This window comes from Pseudoalteromonas maris, from assembly GCF_049257235.1.
In the GTDB taxonomy this organism is placed as follows: domain Bacteria; phylum Pseudomonadota; class Gammaproteobacteria; order Enterobacterales; family Alteromonadaceae; genus Pseudoalteromonas.
The window spans coordinates 26,145-45,229 of sequence record NZ_JBMMUF010000008.1 but is presented as its reverse complement, the minus strand read 5'-3'; the positions used below and the strand labels follow the sequence as shown (position 1 = coordinate 45,229).

The 19,085-nt window shown below is 44.5% G+C and carries 18 protein-coding genes; 9 read left to right on the top strand and 9 right to left on the bottom strand.

The genetic code is table 11. The annotated features are described in order from the left end of the window. The first annotated feature begins 53 nt into the window (after positions 1–53). Entirely contained in the window at positions 54–560 is a 507-nt protein-coding gene (locus AAEU32_RS11905; protein ID WP_421970750.1) for a hypothetical protein, read from the top strand. Between the two features lie 125 nt (positions 561–685). Here the strand turns inward: AAEU32_RS11905 and AAEU32_RS11900 are convergent, their stop codons facing one another. From AAEU32_RS11900 to AAEU32_RS11890, 3 genes are all read right to left on the bottom strand, one after another. Next, on the bottom strand, positions 686–1,186 hold the full coding sequence (locus AAEU32_RS11900; protein WP_421970749.1) for a type II secretion system protein: 501 nt from the start codon (positions 1,184–1,186) through the stop codon (positions 686–688). A 519-nt stretch (positions 1,187–1,705) separates the two neighbouring features. After that, positions 1,706–2,791, bottom strand: coding sequence for a PAS domain-containing protein (locus AAEU32_RS11895; protein WP_421970748.1), 1,086 nt, complete (start codon positions 2,789–2,791; stop codon positions 1,706–1,708). Between the two features lie 246 nt (positions 2,792–3,037). Beyond that, positions 3,038–4,825: a M61 family metallopeptidase gene (locus AAEU32_RS11890; protein WP_421970747.1), complete on the bottom strand. Its 1,788-nt coding sequence runs from the start codon at positions 4,823–4,825 to the stop codon at positions 3,038–3,040. Positions 4,826–5,087: 262 nt separating this feature from the next. Between AAEU32_RS11890 and AAEU32_RS11885 the strand changes: the two genes are divergently transcribed. The 8 genes from AAEU32_RS11885 (at position 5,088) to ilvN (ending at position 14,925) form a co-directional block, all read left to right on the top strand. After that, the gene (locus tag AAEU32_RS11885; protein ID WP_421970836.1) at positions 5,088–6,653 is read left to right on the top strand and encodes a GGDEF domain-containing protein; all 1,566 of its coding nucleotides are present in this window, start codon (positions 5,088–5,090) and stop codon (positions 6,651–6,653) included. 25 nt (positions 6,654–6,678) lie between these two features. Further along, positions 6,679–8,022, top strand: a complete 1,344-nt coding sequence (ppnN, locus tag AAEU32_RS11880; RefSeq protein WP_421970746.1) for a nucleotide 5'-monophosphate nucleosidase PpnN — start codon at positions 6,679–6,681, stop codon at positions 8,020–8,022. Further along, entirely contained in the window at positions 8,022–8,825 is an 804-nt protein-coding gene (gene xni / locus AAEU32_RS11875) for a flap endonuclease Xni (protein ID WP_421970745.1), read from the top strand. The genes ppnN and xni overlap by 1 nt, the downstream gene beginning before the upstream one ends. Before the next feature lie 59 nt (positions 8,826–8,884). Further along, positions 8,885–9,277 carry a DUF3192 domain-containing protein gene (locus tag AAEU32_RS11870; RefSeq protein WP_421970744.1) on the top strand — a complete coding sequence of 131 codons (393 nt, stop codon included), beginning with the start codon at positions 8,885–8,887 and terminating at the stop codon, positions 9,275–9,277. Continuing rightward, on the top strand, positions 9,252–10,964 hold the full coding sequence (locus AAEU32_RS11865; protein ID WP_421970743.1) for a hypothetical protein: 1,713 nt from the start codon (positions 9,252–9,254) through the stop codon (positions 10,962–10,964). Before AAEU32_RS11870 ends, AAEU32_RS11865 begins: the two co-directional genes overlap by 26 nt. Positions 10,965–11,333: 369 nt before the next feature. Further along, positions 11,334–12,341 (top strand): isocitrate dehydrogenase, encoded by a 1,008-nt coding sequence (locus AAEU32_RS11860; RefSeq protein ID WP_421970742.1) that lies wholly within the window; start codon positions 11,334–11,336, stop codon positions 12,339–12,341. Between the two features lie 362 nt (positions 12,342–12,703). After that, positions 12,704–14,428 (top strand): acetolactate synthase 3 large subunit, encoded by a 1,725-nt coding sequence (locus tag AAEU32_RS11855; RefSeq protein ID WP_421970741.1) that lies wholly within the window; start codon positions 12,704–12,706, stop codon positions 14,426–14,428. Next, entirely contained in the window at positions 14,428–14,925 is a 498-nt protein-coding gene (ilvN, locus tag AAEU32_RS11850) for an acetolactate synthase small subunit (protein WP_421970740.1), read from the top strand. The genes AAEU32_RS11855 and ilvN overlap by 1 nt, the downstream gene beginning before the upstream one ends. 217 nt (positions 14,926–15,142) lie before the next feature. Here the strand turns inward: ilvN and AAEU32_RS11845 are convergent, their stop codons facing one another. From AAEU32_RS11845 to AAEU32_RS11820, 6 genes are all read right to left on the bottom strand, one after another. Next, positions 15,143–15,418 carry an HU family DNA-binding protein gene (locus tag AAEU32_RS11845; protein WP_105188989.1) on the bottom strand — a complete coding sequence of 92 codons (276 nt, stop codon included), beginning with the start codon at positions 15,416–15,418 and terminating at the stop codon, positions 15,143–15,145. A 114-nt stretch (positions 15,419–15,532) separates the two neighbouring features. Further along, positions 15,533–16,057: a DUF3833 domain-containing protein gene (locus AAEU32_RS11840; RefSeq protein ID WP_421970739.1), complete on the bottom strand. Its 525-nt coding sequence runs from the start codon at positions 16,055–16,057 to the stop codon at positions 15,533–15,535. Then, on the bottom strand, positions 16,054–16,548 hold the full coding sequence (locus tag AAEU32_RS11835) for a chalcone isomerase family protein (RefSeq protein WP_421970738.1): 495 nt from the start codon (positions 16,546–16,548) through the stop codon (positions 16,054–16,056). The genes AAEU32_RS11840 and AAEU32_RS11835 overlap by 4 nt, the downstream gene beginning before the upstream one ends. 23 nt (positions 16,549–16,571) lie before the next feature. After that, the gene (locus AAEU32_RS11830; protein ID WP_421970737.1) at positions 16,572–17,075 is read right to left on the bottom strand and encodes a DUF2878 domain-containing protein; all 504 of its coding nucleotides are present in this window, start codon (positions 17,073–17,075) and stop codon (positions 16,572–16,574) included. Next, on the bottom strand, positions 17,047–18,312 hold the full coding sequence (locus tag AAEU32_RS11825; protein ID WP_421970736.1) for a class I SAM-dependent methyltransferase: 1,266 nt from the start codon (positions 18,310–18,312) through the stop codon (positions 17,047–17,049). The genes AAEU32_RS11830 and AAEU32_RS11825 overlap by 29 nt, the downstream gene beginning before the upstream one ends. Beyond that, on the bottom strand, positions 18,312–19,082 hold the full coding sequence (locus AAEU32_RS11820; protein WP_421970735.1) for a DUF1365 domain-containing protein: 771 nt from the start codon (positions 19,080–19,082) through the stop codon (positions 18,312–18,314). The genes AAEU32_RS11825 and AAEU32_RS11820 overlap by 1 nt, the downstream gene beginning before the upstream one ends. Positions 19,083–19,085: the final 3 nt, after the last annotated feature.

The window sequence follows — 19,085 nt, the reverse complement described above, 5'->3', positions numbered from 1 at the left end:
AGCGCCTATTGATTGGGTATGCTACGGCAATCAAATATAAGGAACTTATTGGCATGAAAGCATTTTATCCCGCTGTCGCGGCACTTCTTTTTACCGCAGGTTGCGCGGGTCCTGTGCAAAAGCAACAGCAAGCAGCGGTCGATAACCTCAGTCCCTGTGAAAAAATTCAAGGCTTAATGGCTGCATATGACAATCAGTTTGATGGTCTTAAGCTAACCCGTACACAATCTAAATTTATGGATAGCTGGCAAGCGAAATATCACCTTGTCGGTGATAGTTGCCAAATTAGCGCATTAAACAACACCACCTATGCCTATAGCTGCCAAAATGCATACTCCGACAAAGAAAGTGCCCTCGCAGTGCATCAACAAGCAGTGGAATTTACCCGCCAATGTCTGGGCGAAGGTTGGTTTGAGCAACAAAAAGAGTCTGAAACATCTCTGCGCACCACCTTTGTGCTTGATGAAAGCTCAGCTAACGTGTCAATTCACACAGGTAAGTCGTTATCACGCTCAACACCCTGGACAACGTCTTACGACATTGGCAAAACAAAAAAGTGATAAGAAATAACGAATAAGTCACTGTGATTGCGACCAGCACCTTAATATGTGCTGGCGTTTTTACGGTAAAAAGGCGCGCAACGCACTCCTGACTAGCGCCCGCTGTTACAACCCTGCCATGGGCTTTACTGGGTAAAGGTCACTTCACCTGTCAGCGAGTCATAAAATATCTTTTTTGATGTATCTTTTGACAGCTCATAAGTGCATTTTTGAGAGCCGTTATACGTTGCTTTGAAGTCGAATTCACTGGTTCTACCGACGGTCACGTTAGTAGTTACAAGTATGGCTTTCCATACATCAATACAGTCTCCTTGAGAATTTAGAGTAAGACTAGTTCCTCGCGTGTCGGCGGGGTAACCGAAACTATTGATACTTAAATCCCCCCCAACCTCAGGATCAGTAATCTTAATGAAGTCTTGCTGCGCGACACCATCGCCACGCATGAGCCAATTTAGATGAACTTGCTGTATCCCAGCTTTATATGCGGCCACAGTGGCAGCGAAGGTAGAGTCGGTTGCGTCATCTGTAATCGTGATAAGCCTTGGTGCTGCCGTTATCGCCAAAACCCCCAACAGCACGATCACTATCACCATTTCAATTAGCGTAAAACCTCGTTGACTCAGCACATTCACTCTCCACCACACATGCCCGTTCTCGTTGAACACTCATAGGCCAGATTATTGATTAAAAAACAGTGTTTTAATTTTGGCAACAATATGCAGTTTTGTAAAACATCCGAGCATGGTTTTGTCAATATTAGCGGTCATTGGGGGCTCAGGGGCGCACTCACATTGTTCGTAAGTACGCCTCCTAACTAATGGCTAGTGCGTTAAATCAACGCCCATCCATGCTTTAAGCAGCGATTTTTGCTTGGAAGTGGGATTATCAACAACGTCCGGGAAAAGATTGGTTTGAGCAACAAAAAGAGTCTGATACATCCTTGCGCACCACCTTTGTGCTTGATGAAAGCTCAGCTAACGTGTCAATTCACACAGGTAAATCGTTATCACGCTCAACACCTTGGACAACGTCTTACGACATTGGCAAAACAAAGAAGTGATGTGCTTTTTGGTTGTTCGAATGAACTTGCGGCTCGGTTGGGCTTTTTGAATTTTGACTACAGGTCTTTGCTAATGATATTTAGCTTACCCGTCAATCATGAAGATAATCTGCTTTGCTGAGCTCAGAATACTGGCATCAAGCTCATGGATATCACTCGCTGTTTGCTCAATAAAAATATTACGATACCACTGATTCAAATCTACGATGAGTGAGTGTAGGGTCGTTATCAAAAATTGCTCGTTAAACAATTCTGGTGATTTACTCACATTGACAACAAGTTGACCTAGCACCGTTGATATATCGATAAATTCATCAATGTAGAAAATGATATTAGCGAACTCTTGAAGCTCTTTTAAAACCATCTTCATGCTTGAATCAACATTCTGACCTAGGTTGGCAAATTCAATATGTGTAAACATGTCAGCCAAAATATCACCAATATGCTGCGCATCGTCCAATAAAGCTTGATTTGCTGACAAGTACTCTCTGGCGCTTATTTTTGTTTTTGCTTGATGCACGGGCATAACACCCATGTCTTTTTGGCCAAGTGAAAATAGCTCGTCCCCAAAAATGACTTTATCTTCGCGTGACCTGAGATCAGATGAAAACAGTGACATATTCGACACACCCTCTCGCGCAAATTGACCTGCCATTTGTCGTAACTTATCTCGTGATCGAGGGCCTTGACTCTCATCCATAAATTCATTGATAAAGGCTCTAAATGTCGTTGTACTTCTTACAAGCCTCGATAGAAAGTGTTTTAGAAAAGTCAGATCTCGTTGAATTGATAAGTAGGCAATTCCATTACCCTGTTGGTCTAGGATCGGAGTAATTTTCCACTCGACATGATACTCACTGCCATCTTTTCTATAGTTAATTGCAGCGCCTATGAATGGTTCGGATCTCTGTAGACACTCTCGTAGGCGTTTAAGTATTTTTTTGTTAGTTTTCGGTCCTTGAAAAATTTTCGGAGATTGATGCAACAAGTCTTCCTTGTCATAACCACTCATCTCCTTGTGAGCTGGGTTTGAATACAAGATACGCGGGTCGTCAACATCATAAGTAGTAATGAGGACTGCATCAAAACTATGTTCAAAAAGATAATGCGCATTTCGCAATAAGGAACAAAGGTCTTGTGAGAGCTCAGATGTTGAAAGTTTGTCACCCATGATGCATTTTCCTAGTTAGACACATCGAATAAATCATCTTGCAAAAATGTGCAACCTTTACGATAAGGTGCACTAAACAACTGTTAGTTATAATGCTTAATACGGGTGTGCTTCAGATACCGAGTAAATTTTGGCAACAATATGCAGTTTTGTAAAACATCCGAGCGCGGTTTTATCAATAATAGCGGTCACTGGGGGCTCAGGGGCGCACTCACATTGTTCGTGAGTACGCCTCCTAACTAATGGCTAGTGCGTTAAATCAACGCCCATCCATGCTTTGAACAGCGATTTTTGCTTGGAAGTGGGATTATCAACTGCTTGAATAACCATATCTTTGTCATAGGTTTGACCCAGAATTACCTCAGCGTGATACAAACGATCGCGGCGGAAATAACTCACTGATACGCTCTCGCCTACTTGGTATTGCTTAAGCAAGGTTACCAAATCAGTACTTATACGACGCTCATTGATAGCCACAAGCGTGTCACCTGCGTTCAATCCTGCACGCCAGCTCACGCCGCCTCGGCGTACATGGTCAAGCTTTACTAAGCCATTATCTAGCTTGCCGGTGACATCGAGTGTAGGAATGGGTTTAGCGTCTTTTGCAGGAACACGTTGCAGACCCACGCTTGATAGCAGCGCATCGAAGTCCAGTGCCATGGGGCTAGTGACATTGTCTGCCCACCACTGGCTGTAATCTTGACCACTTAACTCTGTTAGGATGTTAATGACATCTTGCTCAGTAAAACCATAAGGCAATGGATGTTTATTATAGAGCTGGCGATGCACATCGCGATAACTCACTTTGCCATGTGATTCTTGCAGTAGCTTTAAGTCCAAAGCCATCGATAGCAAAGAACCCTCTGCATAAATATTGGTGCTAAAGTTACGTGCATGATCCCCACCTTGGTTAATCCAACTATCGAAACTGGTATGAGCAGCACTTTGCACTGTGCGCCCTGGCGTTTCTAAGTGACGGTTTACACGTTTAGCCAAGTCTTTATAAAACTCTTTTTTAGTCATCAAGCCTGCGCGCAGTAATAAATGATCTTCCAGATAACTCGTCGACCCTTCCGATAGCCACAGTAAATTAGTGTAATTTGGCTCTACATAATCATATTTAGCCATACCTTTTGGGCGATAGGCCTTCACATTCCAAGTGTGAATAAACTCATGAGCCGCTGTAGCAATAAAACCAAGGTAATCTTCGCGTTTGGCAAACTTGTCACGTTGACGCTGAATAATAGTGGAGTTCAAATGTTCGGTCGCACCACGTGCCCCTGATGTCGCATGGACCATAAATACGTATCTTTGATACGGATAACCATCCCAAATGACATCGCCGGTTTGCACTAGCGTTGTTAAATCCTCTACCATTTTGGTAGCATCGTAATTGCCCTCTCCCCAGATCACGAGCTCATAATCGCGATTATCAACAGAGAAGCTATGGAGTTCATTGATCCCCGTCTCAATGGGAGAGTCCACCAGCACGTCATAACTAGCGGCAACGAAGTGATGCTCATTAGCACCTGTTTTCATACCCGACACTGAGCGCCAGCCATCAGGCACATTAAGCTGTACGGAAACAGGCTCATCACGCGTTTGCTCGGCGTACATAAAAAAACCTGATGCATCAATAAATGCATGACTGTCGTCTATGTGCCGTGCACGCAATCCTAATTCATTGGCATACACCTGATAATGCAAAGAAACTTCTGTTGCTTTCGGCACAAATACACGCCATGTGCTTTTGTCGATTTTTTGCCATTTAAGTTTTTCGCCCTGGGCATCTTTGGCCTCGAAATAACGCACGCCTTTAGCAAGGTCTAAAATGCTATATCGCCCTGTACGCCACGCTGGCAACTTAGCATCGATATACTGCGCGCTTGTAGTATCAAATGTTACTTTCACATCACCTAATTGGTGCGCGCCGTCTGTGATATTGAGTTGATATTGGGTGTCTGCAAAAGAAAATTGGCTGGCCAGTAAGAGGCTTGCTCCGAAAATGCGTTTGTTCACGTCATACCTGTACATTGGTTACAATGTTCCAAGGGTATCAAAACAGCGTGTGTGACTAAAATTGTTTGCGTTTAATCGTGTCCGATGGCCATTGGGGAATTTTCACTGCGTTATCACCAGGCTTCCATAGAACCACACTGCGACGCAGGCTATGCCTTGCCCCAATGACGGCTGAAAACAACCAACATAGCCCAACAAATCCTAAAAAATTATTGACAAAAAACCGAGACTTAACAGGTAATGCCTAAAAATATAATATACACTTACTGATACATTAATCTCCAAGGATATAGGCGTGACTGGACAACTTGAAGCATTAAGAAAAAAGTTGAGTTCAGCTATCTCTCAAAGGCAGTCTCTGGAAACGACAAGACAAGAGCAAGTCGCCACACTGGCGTCATTAATCTCTAAATTGTCATTGGTATGCAAAGGAATTGATATCGAGCTTGATAATCGTTTAGCAGGCTTTCGTCGGCTATTGCAACAAGGCGCTGGATACACAGACCTTAATCCGATTATCGATGAGCTAGTGACACTTGTTAGTCGCCATGAAACCAGTGTTGAAGAGCAATTTACTCAGCTACAAGCGAGTATCCAAAAAGCCGGTGTTCGCCTTCAACAGCGCAAAGGTGTCCCTGACGAGTCTCGTCGTAACCTGCGCGAGTTGCTAAACAAACACCTCGTAAATATAAAAACGCCGATGGGACTTATCCCTTTATTCGAGCGTTTGGTAAACATTTACGACGAAGTGCTGTGTGCAAAAGACGCCGTCACTGACAATGACGCTACTGGCAAAGTCAACGCTGAGGTACGTCGATTTTCTGATGAGCTCATGGAGCTGTGCAGTGAAATTAGCGTTCAGGGTGATTTGGCAAACATGGTTACCAATATCAAAACTGCCATAAACCATGCCAGTGACTTAGAACAACTGCTCAATGCCAGTGTTGAGCTCATGCGTGTTATTATCCTCAGCCTGAGTCAAGAACGTAAATCAGCGCAAAACTTCCTCAGTGCGCTAAACCAAAGTCTGGCCGATTTACAACAACTCCTTATCAATACCGCAGATAAATCTCGACAAATTGATGAGCGAATCAAAGACGTATACCGCCAAATTGACGATAACATCACAGCGTTAAGTGCCCATACTGAGCAAGCAACCTGCATTGAAGATTTAAAAGGCACTGTTGAATTGCGCCTCGCATCGTTGACCAAGCAGTTAGTCGACAAAGAGCAGCTCGAAGCTCAGCAACGCGATACTTTGCAACAAGGGTTGCAATCGATGCGCTCACGCGTAAAAGATTTAGAGCAACAAGTTGAAAGTTATGAGACAACCATCGAGAAGCAACGCCTGATGTCGTTGCAAGATGCGCTCACTCGTTTACCTAACAGGTTGGCCTTCGATGAACGCCTCGATATCGAACTCAATCACGTTAAACGCACAAATGTACCAGTGAGTCTAGTGGTGATAGATGTGGACCACTTTAAATCTATTAACGACACCTATGGCCACAGTGCGGGTGACAAAACCCTTCTAGTGCTGGCAAGTGCGATGAAAAAAGCGATTCGCAATACTGATTTTATCGCCCGATTTGGAGGTGAAGAATTTGTCATCATCATGCCTCATGTTGGTATTGAGCACATCGAACGCCCACTTGAAAAATTGCGCAGTACTATTCGGTCTATCCCGTTCAAGTTTAAAAATAAACAAGTGCAGATCACCGTCTCCATCGGTGCAACGCAGATCCTCACCAGTGACACCGCACTGAGTGCTTTCGATAGGGCTGATAATGCCTTGTATGAAGCCAAAAACAGTGGTCGTGACCGCTTGATAATCAAGCAATAGTCTTTATTAGTACAAGGAGTAGGCTATGAAAATACAACTCAATCCAACCGGTGTACTTAATTTACTGTCCCAATTAGAAGTAGACTTACTCGAGCAATCATCGGCCGAGCGCTATCGGCTGTTTCGTAATTGTGCCTTGGCAGTATTAAACGTGGGCAGTCACACTGACTCCAGTGCTGAGATTTATGACAGTCATAAAGACTTTGATATTAGTTTGGTAGTGCGTGAGCGCGGTATTAAAATTGAACTCACTAATCCACCGCAAACCGCTTTCGTTGACGGTGAGATTATTCGCGGTATTCATGAGCATATTTTCTCTGTCATTCGCGATATTTTATTTATTTGTCAAAAGCATCACATCATGCAAGAACACGAGCCAAAAGCCATTACGCATATGGTGTTTGATATGCTTCGCAATGCCGGAGCACTGCAAGTTAATACCGACCCAAGCATGGTAGTGTGCTGGGGGGGACATTCAATTAATGAAGACGAATATAAATACACCAAAGAAGTGGGTTATCAACTTGGTCTTCGCGGCTTAAACATATGCACAGGGTGTGGCCCTGGCGCAATGAAAGGGCCAATGAAAGGCGCTACTATTGGCCATGCCAAACAGCGTATCAACCATGCGCGCTATTTAGGTTTAACTGAACCGAGTATCATCGCTGCCGAGCCACCGAATCCAATAGTCAACGAATTGGTCATTTTGCCTGACATCGAGAAACGTCTTGAGGCCTTTGTACGCGTAGCGCACGGAATCATCATTTTCCCCGGTGGCGCTGGAACTGCGGAAGAACTTCTATACTTACTTGGGATCTTGTTGCACCCAGATAATGCCGTGCAACAACTGCCTGTGATCTTAACGGGTCCTGCACAAAGTAAAGAATACTTTGATGAAATTGTTGCGTTTGTTGGTGACACCCTAGGCCAAGAAGCATTAGACAAGTTCGAAGTCATCATCGATGACCCAGAGCTCGTTGCCAGCACCTTAAAAGCAAAAATGCAATCAGTGAGAGACTATCGTCGCCAACAAGGCGACGCGTATTACTTCAACTGGACCTTACATATTGAGCCACAGTTCCAAGCGCCTTTTGCGCCTACTCATGAGAATATGGCGTCACTGAATTTATCGTTAGAGCAACCCAAACAGCAACTTGCTGCGGACTTACGCCGCGCGTTTTCTGGCATCGTTGCGGGGAATGTAAAAGAAGAAGGGATCCATGCGATAGCGAAAAAAGGCGTGTTTGAGTTATCCGGCGATTCACAGCTGATGCAAAAAATGGATGCGCTGCTTGGAGCATTTGTTAAACAAGGTCGCATGAAACTTCCCGGCAGTAAATACATCCCCTGTTACACGATAAAAACCTAATGCAGTTATTGTTAATTGACGCGCTGAATCTTATTCGGCGCATTTACGCAGTATGCGAAAGCCAATATGGCGCTCAGTCTCAACAGGCTATTGAACACGCGCTGGAGCGCACCGAAAATGCACTTCGTAAACTTATCAATCTGCATAAGCCAGATTATGCGCTTGCCGCCTTTGACGGTGAAACCAGCTGGCGATATGACTATTACAGTGATTACAAAGCATCACGCAAACCCATGCCAGAACATTTAAATAAATCTCTGGGGCGCTTTGCAAAAGTCATAACTAATGCGCAGGTTAACGTTGTACGTGCTATCAATGAAGAAGCCGATGATGTTATCGCCACCTTGGCGTACAAAGCGGCAAAAAATGGCGTATCAACCGTGATTGTTTCAACCGATAAAGGCTATTTGCCTTTGCTCAGCGACAACATCATCGTCTTTGATTATTTCAATAAGACGCCGCGTACGAGTAAAGAAGTGCAAGACAAATATGGCGTTAATCACCAACAATTATGGCAATACTTTGCTCTTGTGGGTGACAAGACGAACGACATCCCCGGGGTTGCAGGGATAGGCGCCAAATCTGCAAAGTTATTACTCAATGACTACCCCAGCGTTAAACAGGCACTTGAGAGCGAACCTGAGGGTAAAGTTCAATCGTTATTAACGAAAAATCTTGCTGACTACGTACGTGCATTAGCACTGGTATCGTTGCGCACTGATATTGATTTGGGAATATCGCTAAAACAATTGCGGTTGCGCGAAGATGCCGAGCATATTACCTTATCTGGGCGACAAATTTAGCGTGTTTTCAACATACTCGGTATACTGGCATGAGACGCAAGCACAAAGGCAGAAAATAGATGTGGACTAAGGTTCTCAAATACATAATTCTTGGGATTGGCGTGTACGCTATTATCGCTACGTTAGTGATGACACTGTACAAAGATGACCCCGGTGCCATGGTGTGGCAAGACAGAGAAGCGTACAACAAACGTTTTATTGCTCGTCTTGAGCCCAACAACCCGATGCATATTGAAGAAGTCTTAGATACCTTAGGGACCCCTGATTTAACCTTTGTAAAACGCCGCGGTGACGATATTTACCAAATCGTTTTTTATCGCACCCAACATGTGAAAGCAGATGGCATTACTACCAAGGATGAATGCACTGGATTATTGTTTAAAAACAAACAGCTATTAGTGTGGGGACAACAAGCCGAACTTGACTATGACAAAGTCGACTTACAATCCTAAGCACACCCAAGAGCTTGGTAAACTGATCAAGTATGTTGCTCGGTTTCTAAAAGCAGCAAACGACAAATCGCAATGGCCAAGCCTCTACCCCGCACTATTGGTGCTCAGTGAGCGACTCAGTAATCTCAATGAGCAGCAAGGCTCGTTGTTTCAATGGCTATTATCTTGTGAGGTAATGCAGTTTGATTACGCAACCCGCCTTCACCTCAAACGCGTTGGCGCACTTGCCGTAATATGTAAATCCCAAGGGTATCGACAGAGCGATTGCCAATTAATGATGATGGCATTACTCGCCTGTGATCTATCCATTACTAACTTGCTCAAAAAGCGCGCTCAGGGTCTGGCCCTTGAGGGGAAAGAAAAAGAGCGCTATCAACGCGCCCCGCTACTAAGTTTAAAAATGCTTAATGTCGGCTCGCAACAGCAACCAGCTCTGACCCAAATTTTGGCTAAGTCTTTGCCATACCAGCGCATTATTAGTCATCACAAAAATGCGCAATTACATGATGGCTATGCCCGCACTGTCGCGCTTGCCAAGCTATTAGGAAATTACTGTACAACGACCTCACATAAGCCAGGCTTACATTTTTTCAAAGCATGCGCGTTGGTGTTTAAGACAACACATCATCTTGATGTATACAATGCCTGTATCAAAGTCGTTGATTATCTCAGTCCACAGCTACTTGGTAGTTGTGCCAGTTTTGATGATAACAACTTTATATATATGGGCCGTCATCCTGACAATGAACATATCTTTTTGGATACGCAAGGAGACAAGCCTCGATACCGTCTCATCGAACAACCAGTTTGGAACTATGAACCCAACTGTGTTGAATATGGCAGCTTTGATACATGGTTTTCCCGTATTGATGCGCCCGTTAAACGTCTCGAAATGCACCACTCGGAGCCAACTAAGAACTACACCCAACTCATGCACGATCTGAGCTTTGCCGATAGCTATGAGCAAATTGAAGAGTGTATCGCTTCAGATCACGACCTTGTTGCCATGATCATGAAAAAAGCCGCCAGTTATAATCGTACTGAAAATCACGCTAGCACCCTTAGGCATGCCCTTTCTATGGTGGGGTTATATAATGTCGGGGATTTCATCACGCGCGTAATTTTTGAACATCAAATATCACGCTTACAGCATCCTTTAGCGCACTTTATTAGTGCACGAATCACCAGCACTGTGAATGTGATATCAGAACTCAGCCAGAATATGCCTAATGTACAAGTGCAACAATTGGCTGCGCTGTATTTGGGTTACTTTAATTTCTTTTTGACTCAATCACGACATCATTTTTCCCGCACACTCGCCCTTGACCCACTTAAACTTGCCTTTGATGAGCACAACCCAAGGCCAATGAGCGCCCTGTTGGGCATCAGCAATTACGATGACCACGCATTACATGCCTACTTAAGCGAACACCTCGGCACTAAAAACCAGTGGGTCGATGCACTGCTACACAGTGAGCAGCTGCCCTTTAATGAGCTAGATGCTCAAGGACGTTTATGCTTGGCCATTAAGCTGGTCGTTTTTCACCTTTACGGTCCTAATCACCCTATTTCACCTTGGCAGAATCAAGTTGTAGAAAAAGCAATGACAGAACATCAAGGACCTCACCAAGAATTAGCCGTGTTGGTACAACTCGCACTGTCATGCGCTCCTGCCAATGGCATCTGAATCTCGCCATAATTCACCATATTTATGTTGGGTATAACATATATTTAAATGGGATATACTGGAAAAAATAGGGGTGAACTGCTATAAATCGCCCCTGAATTCTCACGTAAATTAGCCGCCACCACTTTTAGCTTTCAATACCCACATCAATATGTGCGGTATGTTTTGGTGTCGGTCTCATACCAATCATCTTAAATATGTGATCAGGTATAGCGCTGGATAAATGATGTGATAACAAGGCAAAGTTTTTCTTATGTAGTTATTCTACATAGAAAAAATTTAACGCCGTGAGCACCATATTTCGCCCGCTAGAATGATTAGCTATGTGAGTTGATTGGTAATATCTTTCAGTTTTAAGGAATACGTCAAATGGCTAAGCAAACCATTACCGTCATCAAAGGCGATGGCATCGGTCCAAGCATCATCGAATCTGCAATTGAAATCCTCAATGCCGCAGGTTGTGACTTTAACTACGAATACGTTGATGCAGGTCTTGCTGCGCTTGAAAAAACAGGTGAACTACTTCCACCTGATACACTTGAAGCCATTGAGCGTAACAAAATTACATTAAAAGGCCCGCTTACAACGCCAGTGGGCGAAGGCTTTACGTCTATCAACGTAACGCTTCGCAAGCAGTTCAACCTCTATGCAAACGTGCGCCCGGTAAAATCATTTGCTGGTACTAAAGCGCGTTACGATGACATCGATATCATCACTATCCGTGAAAATACACAGGGTATGTACTCAGGTCTTGGTCAAGTTGTTTCAGAAGATGGCAACGAAGCTGAAGCGATGTCAAAAATCACCCGCGAAGGTGCTGAAAAGATCGTTACTTTTGCATATGAACTAGCGCGCCGTGAAGGCCGTAAGAAAGTAACAGCAGTTCACAAAGCGAACATCCTTAAATCAACATCTGGCTTATTCTTAAAAGTAGCGCGTGAAGTTGGTGAGCGTTACCCTGATATTGAATCAGCAGAGATGATTGTTGATGCAACATGTATGAAGCTTGTTATGAGCCCTGAAGAGTTTGACGTTATTGTAACGACAAACCTATTCGGTGACATTCTATCTGACTTATGTGCAGGTCTTGTGGGTGGTCTGGGCATGGCGCCTGGTGCAAACATTGGTGAAGATGCTGCTATTTTTGAAGCGGTACACGGTAGTGCACCTGATATCGCTGGTAAAAATCTGGCTAACCCAACATCCGTGATCCTTGCTGCAATTCAAATGCTTGAATACCTAGAAATGGGTGAGACAGCAGATCGCATTCGCAACGCTGTCGCAGACGTTATCAAAACAGGTGACCGTACTACACGCGACCTAGGCGGAGAGCACGGCACAACTGATTTCACAGCAGCGGTTATTGAACGCCTATAATCAGCAAAGCACGAATAAATAGTTTAAAGGCCAACATCATGTTGGTCTTTTTTTTCATTAAATAAAATCAAAATGAAATTTCTATCTCTTAATAACCGATTTAATATTACCCATTTGAATATTTTATCCAAAAAAACATCAAAACAAGGTTGACGCGCGCAGGTAAAAAAAATAACAATAGAGGCGTAACGAATTTAGTCACAAACTTGATTAATAAATTAGGACACGTCATGTCAACAATGTTAGTTCTCGTAGTGCTGCTAGTGGTGGTCTTTAACCAGACTGCGGGGCGTGCGTGAACTGACATTAAGTAACGAATCAACCCCCGCAACCATGCGGGGGTTTTTTTTTGAGGAATGAGGATGAATGAGCAACAATTCAACGGCGGGGAACTCGTTGTCGGCGCATTGAAAACACTAGGAGTACAGTACATTTTCGGCTATCCCGGGGGCACGGTGCTGGACTTGTACGATGCATTATTTGAACAAGACGACATCGAACACATCTTGGTACGCCATGAGCAAGCAGCGACTCATATGGCTGATGGCTATGCTAGAGCAACAGGCAAAGTAGGCGTAGTACTTGCTACTTCGGGGCCGGGGGCCACTAACTGCATCACAGGCATAGCGACTGCCTACATGGACTCTATCCCTATGGTGGTGATCTCAGGGCAAGTACCTAGCAACTTGATTGGTGACGACGCCTTTCAAGAAACTGACATTGTTGGCTGTTCTCGCCCCATCGTAAAACACAGCTTTAACTGCCGTAATGCTCAGGAAATTCCGACTATTTTGGCCAAAGCGTTTTATATCGCTAGCACAGGGCGCCCCGGCCCCGTAGTCGTTGAGCTTCCCAAAGATATTTTGAACCCAGCAACTAAGTTCCCGTTTGAAATGCCACACGAGGTCGCAATTCGCACTTACAACCCCAGTAAGAAAGGCCACCCTAAGCAAATCAAGAAGGCCGTAAGCACGTTACTCGATGCGAAAAAATTAGTTATCTACTCGGGCGGCGGCATCATTTTATCCAATACCAGTGACAAGCTTACTGAACTTGTGGAAACACTCAATGCACCGTGTACAAACACGCTAATGGGATTAGGGGGGATCAGTGGCGAACACCCTAACTTTATCGGTATGCTCGGTATGCACGGAACATTAGAGGCCAACAAAGCGATGGCCAATGCGGATGTTATCCTCGCGCTCGGTGCTCGTTTTGATGATCGTGTTACCAATAATGTGCAGAAGTTTTGCCCTAACGCCACCATCGTGCATGTGGATGTAGACCCTACGTCCATCTCAAAAACCATTAGCGCACACATTCCCGTAGTGGGTAGCCTTGATGTGGTCCTTGATCAGTTACTGACTGCGATAGACAAGTCTGCGCAAAGCATCGATAGACATGCGCAAGAAGATTGGTGGCGCCAGATCACCAGTTGGCGAGAGCAAAAGTGCTTAAGTTTTAGTGAAGGCAAAGACAAAATAAAGCCGCAGACAGTTATTCAAAAGCTGTATCAGGCTACAAATGGGGACGCATACATTAGCTCTGACGTAGGTCAGCACCAAATGTTTGCGGCACAGTACTATCCATTTAAAAAGCCGCGTCAATGGATCAACTCTGGTGGCCTTGGCACCATGGGCTTTGGGTTACCTGCGGCGATGGGTGTAAAGCTTGCCTATCGTGACCAAGAGTCGATATGTGTAACGGGTGACGGCTCCATTCAAATGAATATTCAAGAGCTTTCCACCTGCCTGCAATATAACCTCGCCGTCAAAGTGGTGTCGCTAAATAACCGCTCGCTTGGCATGGTACGCCAGTGGCAAGACTTAATGTACAACGGTCGTCACTCATCATCCTATATGGAATCATTGCCGGATTTTGTGAAACTTGTTGAGAGCTACGGCCATGTAGGTATTCGTGTCGATCATCCCGATGAACTTGATGCCGCAATTGAGAAAATGGTCAGCATTAACGATAGGCTCGTGTTTTTAGATATTCGAGTTGATGAACTTGAACACGTTTACCCAATGCAAATTAAATTTGGAGCCGTTGATGACATGTGGCTGAAAAAAGGAGTTAAAGCATAATGCGCCGTATTCTTTCCATCCTATTAGAAAACGAACCGGGATCATTATCTCGCATTGTCGGTCTTTTCTCGCAACGGGCTTACAATATCGACAGCCTCGCGGTAGGTACAACCGATGACAACTCCTTGTCACGTATCACTATTACCACCAAAGGCGGTGATCGCGTGCTTGAGCAAATTCTCAAACAAGTAAATAAGCTCGTCGATGTACTTAAAGTCATCGATTTAACAGAACAAAGTCATATCGAACGCGAGCTATTGCTAGTAAAAGTGATTGCACAAGATGAGAAAACGCGAGCAGCTGTAACCCGTGTCGTTGATGTGTTCGGTGGCGCCATCTTAGATATGGGCCGCATAAGTTACTCACTACAGCTAGCAGCGAGCTCTGAGAAGTTAGAGTCCTTCCTTGATACCTTGCGCCACGAGAGCGACATTATTGAAGTGGTACGCTCCGGCGCGATAGGCCTTGGCCGCGGTGATAAAGCGCTAAAAGGTTAACACCAAATGATAAATTTGGCCTTTATGTTGAGAGTGTAATCGGCTTAAAGGTCAAACCCTATTGATACGCCAGGGTTGAACAGTGCTGCTGGTTTATGTTGTCTGTCTAATCGCTCTGAGTGCGCCGGTATCTGTGGTATAAGACGCGCTTATGGACAACACGTACACACATAAAAAAAGGGCCATTAAGGCCCTTTCTAATACATATTCGGTAAGATTAAGAATTTACAGAATCTTTAAGACCTTTACCAGGCTTGAAGCTTGGGATGTTTGCCGCTGCGATTTGAATTTCCGCACCAGTTTGTGGGTTACGACCTGTACGAGCAGCACGCTCTTTTACAGAGAAAGTACCAAAACCAACTAGCGCTACAGAGTTACCGTCTTTCAAAGAGTCAGTTACCGCACCAGTGAATGCATCTAACGCACGGCTAGCCGCAGCTTTTGAGATTTCTGCATCGTTGGCAATTTTTTCGACTAATTGAGCTTTATTCATTGTTTGATTCCTATTCGTTATTTTTTTGCCTTAGCAAGACCTATATTTAAGCATTTTTATTGACTTGGCAACTGCAAACCACACATTTTTCGCAAAAAACTTCGATCGAAACGTTTATTTTTCAACTTTTTCGATAACCAGCGTGATTTCACCAACTTCAATACCCAACTTATCAATAGTAGTGCGGTTGATCAACCTTGTTTCGGTGACTAAAAACATCCAGTCATCAAGGTTTACCTCAAGGGTATCGCCATCATGTGGAATAGCCAATGTGTACTGCCAATGAAACGCACCGCCTTTTGTTTCTCCTTTGGCCACACCGATTACATCATTTGCCGTTCCTGTGAGCGTGCCATCTTCGCCTAGCGCAATCTTCCAAACACGCTCGTCGGTCTCTCCGTCTTGGTAGTAAAACTGCTCATCTATTATACCGTTATCGCCCTGCCAAGAGGCTTGCATGTCTACTTTGAAGCGACGCGTGACCATGCCGGTGTAGTCTTGCACTACCCCATAGGCGACGAGATCTCCGTTAAAGAAACGCTTGAAGTCAAAGTTAGGCTCACTGCCCTCATAATCGTCAATCGACGCACTACAACCAACTAGCAGGTATACTAGGGCGCCGAGGAGAAATTTTTTCATTTTGCGTCTCCAATGAGTTTTTTCCGTAATTTCGGCTCTGTTGTTTTCTCAGAAAGCCAGATAGCAGTAAACGCATCACTGAACTGTGAGTCATCGATGGATACAAGAAACTCATCATTATGATAAAACGCGCCAATGCTGTGCTCATTAGTCTCAAACGTGAGTGAATCACCCTGTGCTATGTCGGGCCATGCCTGTTCAATGTGCTGCGAAAATAGTTGCACATACTCTGGATGCCCCAACTCTTGCCATTGCTCCTTCGTTGCTTCGACAATATCTTCTGCTTCGAAGTCTCTAAGGTAGGTCAAGGTTAAACGCATAGGGTGCTGCCCGAACTGGTATTGTCCCGTGGGGGTATACAAAGTTGCATTGTAAACATCCCAAAACATGTAGGTTAGCTTGGCTTCACCAACCAGCTTCATGTTTGCGTGCGCACTTACACAGGCCAGCATTAATACACAACCAATAAAACGAAACGACATCTGCTTCATTGCACCTATTTCCTTAACAACGATTATTTTATTATTACGTGGTTAAGACGTTTATTGATCACGACAATCACAGAAAAGGTCAGCGCCCATAAAAAGCCGTAAAATAGGTAGAAAGACCACCACGGAGCGCTCACCTGTATTACCTCATATCTCGCTGCCCCAAGGTAACTTAATGGCGCAACGAGCCAGCATAAAGCAAAACATTGCCACGTTTTGAGGGAGTTAATGAAGTCCAAAGAATGGTTGATGGTTAGTATCAAACTTACCCACAAAGCGGCTAACCACAGTGGTAATAAAGGAGAGTCAAAGTGCAACAAGCCCAAATGATTCGCTACTAACTCCAACACACAACCGAGAATGAATGTCCCACACAGTAATGCATCAAGACGGCGCTTATGAGATAGCATCAACATCACTAATGCAATACCCACCATCACGATGAGCGCATCGTTTTGAAAGAAAAAAGCAGCCCACCAGCTGCTTTGAAATAGTAGGAAATTAATAATTAAGCGCAATGGCCGTGTCATTACTGACAAATCCTTGTTTACGGGCCACTAGATGCACAGTGCTTATCGCCCGTTGACGAAATGCGCCCTCACAATAGGCCAAGTAATATTGCCACAAACGGAAAAACGCTTGGTTGAACTTAGCACCTTGGAGCTGCGGCCATGCTTTTTCAAAACGTTCACGCCAATCTGCTATGGTACGTGCATAATGCAAACCAATGTCGTGTAGTTCATGCATCACCAGGCCCGTACTAGCACGTAAATGACGGCTCATTTCATCCACGCTCACCAAGCAACCGCCGGGGAAAATATACTGCTGAATGAAATCAGTCTGCTTTACATAGGTGCTATAGCGCTGATCATTAATGGTAATAGCTTGGAGCAACATGGCACCATCTGGCTTAAGTAAGCTATTGCATTTGGCGAAGAAACCATTGAGATACTCATGCCCTACCGCCTCAATCATTTCTATCGACACCAACTTATCGTATTGCCCGTCTAACAAGCGGTAGTCTTTTTTCAATAGCGTGATTTTGTCTTGTAGGCCCAGCGCCGCTATTTTTGCGGCCACATAGTCGTGTTGCTCATCAGAGATTGTGGTAGTGGTAACATGAACGTCGTAATGACTTGCTGCATAGATTGCGAATGCCCCCCAACCAGTACCAATTTCTACAACCTTATCGCCATCTTTAAGCTGAGCTCGCTCACAAATAAGTTTGAGCTTATGTTGCTGTGCTTGTTCGAGACTCGCATCAGCTTCTGGGTATACGGCACAAGAGTAAAGCATCTCATCGCTCAAAAAAGACTCATACAGCTCGTTGCCGAGGTCGTAATGCGCAACAATGTTACGCTTAGAGCCAGAAGTATTATTGCGATTACGCAGATGTTTGAATCGATATATCAAACCGCTTATAAAGGCAAAGCGCTGTTCAAAGGCATCGAGTTGATCTTGGTTTATCGCAAAGATTTCGATTAAGCGTGTAAGGTTGTCACAGTGCCAATGGCCATCTATGAAAGACTCGGCAGCGCCAATGCTGCCAGAAAAGGCAAATGCGGCAAACATCAACGGGTCATTTACAGTGACAGTTGCTTTTAAAGCACTGTGCTTATCGCCAAATATTTGCACCGGCTCGTCGCTTTGATGAAGCTCAATGCAACCATGTTCGATCGTGTTCAATGCACCATACACTAAACGTCTGGCTAATTTCGTTCGCCAGTTTAAACTAGGGTTAACTTTTACCTCAGTAACTCTTTCCATCATTCTTTCCCAGGGTGAGCGTAAAAAGGCACTCGTTTTAAAAATAATTTTACAGCTTGCCAGTAGATCCCCTTTACGATACTTAAACTCATGGCAGGAAATCGCTTTAATAGTGCGCTGACTGCTTGTTTGTTCAAGGTGCGGCGCTGCAATCGCATCGTCGCATCGAAAAGTTTTTCTTGCTGACGTTTGTTCTCAATATGAATAAGCATAGACCCTGTAAGCACTTTGACTACCCAATGATAATGCATATCCAAATTCATAAACGGTGATACGTGAAAACATTTCTTAAAGTTCACTTTAGTATGTAAATCAACTAAATAATAGTGACGCTCATTCCAAGGAGTGTTGCTCACCTCAGCCATCATATGGGTAAAGCCCGCTGCACCTTTGGTGCGAAAGAAGTAAAAATTGGCCGGCGAAAAATACACTCCAAAACAACGTAATTGACCCAGTAAATAAACCTGTTCTACCTGGAGGCTGTCATCTAGCTCATGAAGCTGCTTTGTCGCGCGAGTGACGACATCACCTTGCTGAAGGGGTACATAGTCGCTTTGCTCAAAGCGTAGTAACTTCCACTTAGAGGTACCGAGCAATGGGTGCACGTCATTGAGTTGCTGCGGATGAGCGAGGTCTACCCACATCATATACAGTGGATAATTGAAATGATGAGACTTAGGTGCAAAACGGCGATGACGGATATCTCCGAGCATAATGGCACTTTGCCAATGTTGCTGTAAATCCGCCTCACCCGGTTGCTCTGACGCCATACG

What these genes read in the sequence shown, in the direction of transcription:
- AAEU32_RS11905 (WP_421970750.1), top strand. Translation starts at nt 54, where the DNA reads ATGAAAGCATTTTATCCCGCTGTCGCGGCACTTCTTTTTACCGCAGGT.
- AAEU32_RS11895 (WP_421970748.1), bottom strand. Translation starts at nt 2,791, where the DNA reads ATGGGTGACAAACTTTCAACATCTGAGCTCTCACAAGACCTTTGTTCC.
- AAEU32_RS11890 (WP_421970747.1), bottom strand. Translation starts at nt 4,825, where the DNA reads ATGTACAGGTATGACGTGAACAAACGCATTTTCGGAGCAAGCCTCTTA.
- ppnN (WP_421970746.1), top strand. Translation starts at nt 6,679, where the DNA reads ATGAAAATACAACTCAATCCAACCGGTGTACTTAATTTACTGTCCCAA.
- xni (WP_421970745.1), top strand. Translation starts at nt 8,022, where the DNA reads ATGCAGTTATTGTTAATTGACGCGCTGAATCTTATTCGGCGCATTTAC.
- AAEU32_RS11870 (WP_421970744.1), top strand. Translation starts at nt 8,885, where the DNA reads ATGTGGACTAAGGTTCTCAAATACATAATTCTTGGGATTGGCGTGTAC.
- AAEU32_RS11865 (WP_421970743.1), top strand. Translation starts at nt 9,252, where the DNA reads ATGACAAAGTCGACTTACAATCCTAAGCACACCCAAGAGCTTGGTAAA.
- AAEU32_RS11860 (WP_421970742.1), top strand. Translation starts at nt 11,334, where the DNA reads ATGGCTAAGCAAACCATTACCGTCATCAAAGGCGATGGCATCGGTCCA.
- AAEU32_RS11855 (WP_421970741.1), top strand. Translation starts at nt 12,704, where the DNA reads ATGAATGAGCAACAATTCAACGGCGGGGAACTCGTTGTCGGCGCATTG.
- ilvN (WP_421970740.1), top strand. Translation starts at nt 14,428, where the DNA reads ATGCGCCGTATTCTTTCCATCCTATTAGAAAACGAACCGGGATCATTA.
- AAEU32_RS11845 (WP_105188989.1), bottom strand. Translation starts at nt 15,418, where the DNA reads ATGAATAAAGCTCAATTAGTCGAAAAAATTGCCAACGATGCAGAAATC.
- AAEU32_RS11840 (WP_421970739.1), bottom strand. Translation starts at nt 16,057, where the DNA reads ATGAAAAAATTTCTCCTCGGCGCCCTAGTATACCTGCTAGTTGGTTGT.
- AAEU32_RS11835 (WP_421970738.1), bottom strand. Translation starts at nt 16,548, where the DNA reads ATGAAGCAGATGTCGTTTCGTTTTATTGGTTGTGTATTAATGCTGGCC.
- AAEU32_RS11830 (WP_421970737.1), bottom strand. Translation starts at nt 17,075, where the DNA reads ATGACACGGCCATTGCGCTTAATTATTAATTTCCTACTATTTCAAAGC.
- AAEU32_RS11825 (WP_421970736.1), bottom strand. Translation starts at nt 18,312, where the DNA reads ATGGAAAGAGTTACTGAGGTAAAAGTTAACCCTAGTTTAAACTGGCGA.
- AAEU32_RS11820 (WP_421970735.1), bottom strand. Translation starts at nt 19,082, where the DNA reads ATGGCGTCAGAGCAACCGGGTGAGGCGGATTTACAGCAACATTGGCAA.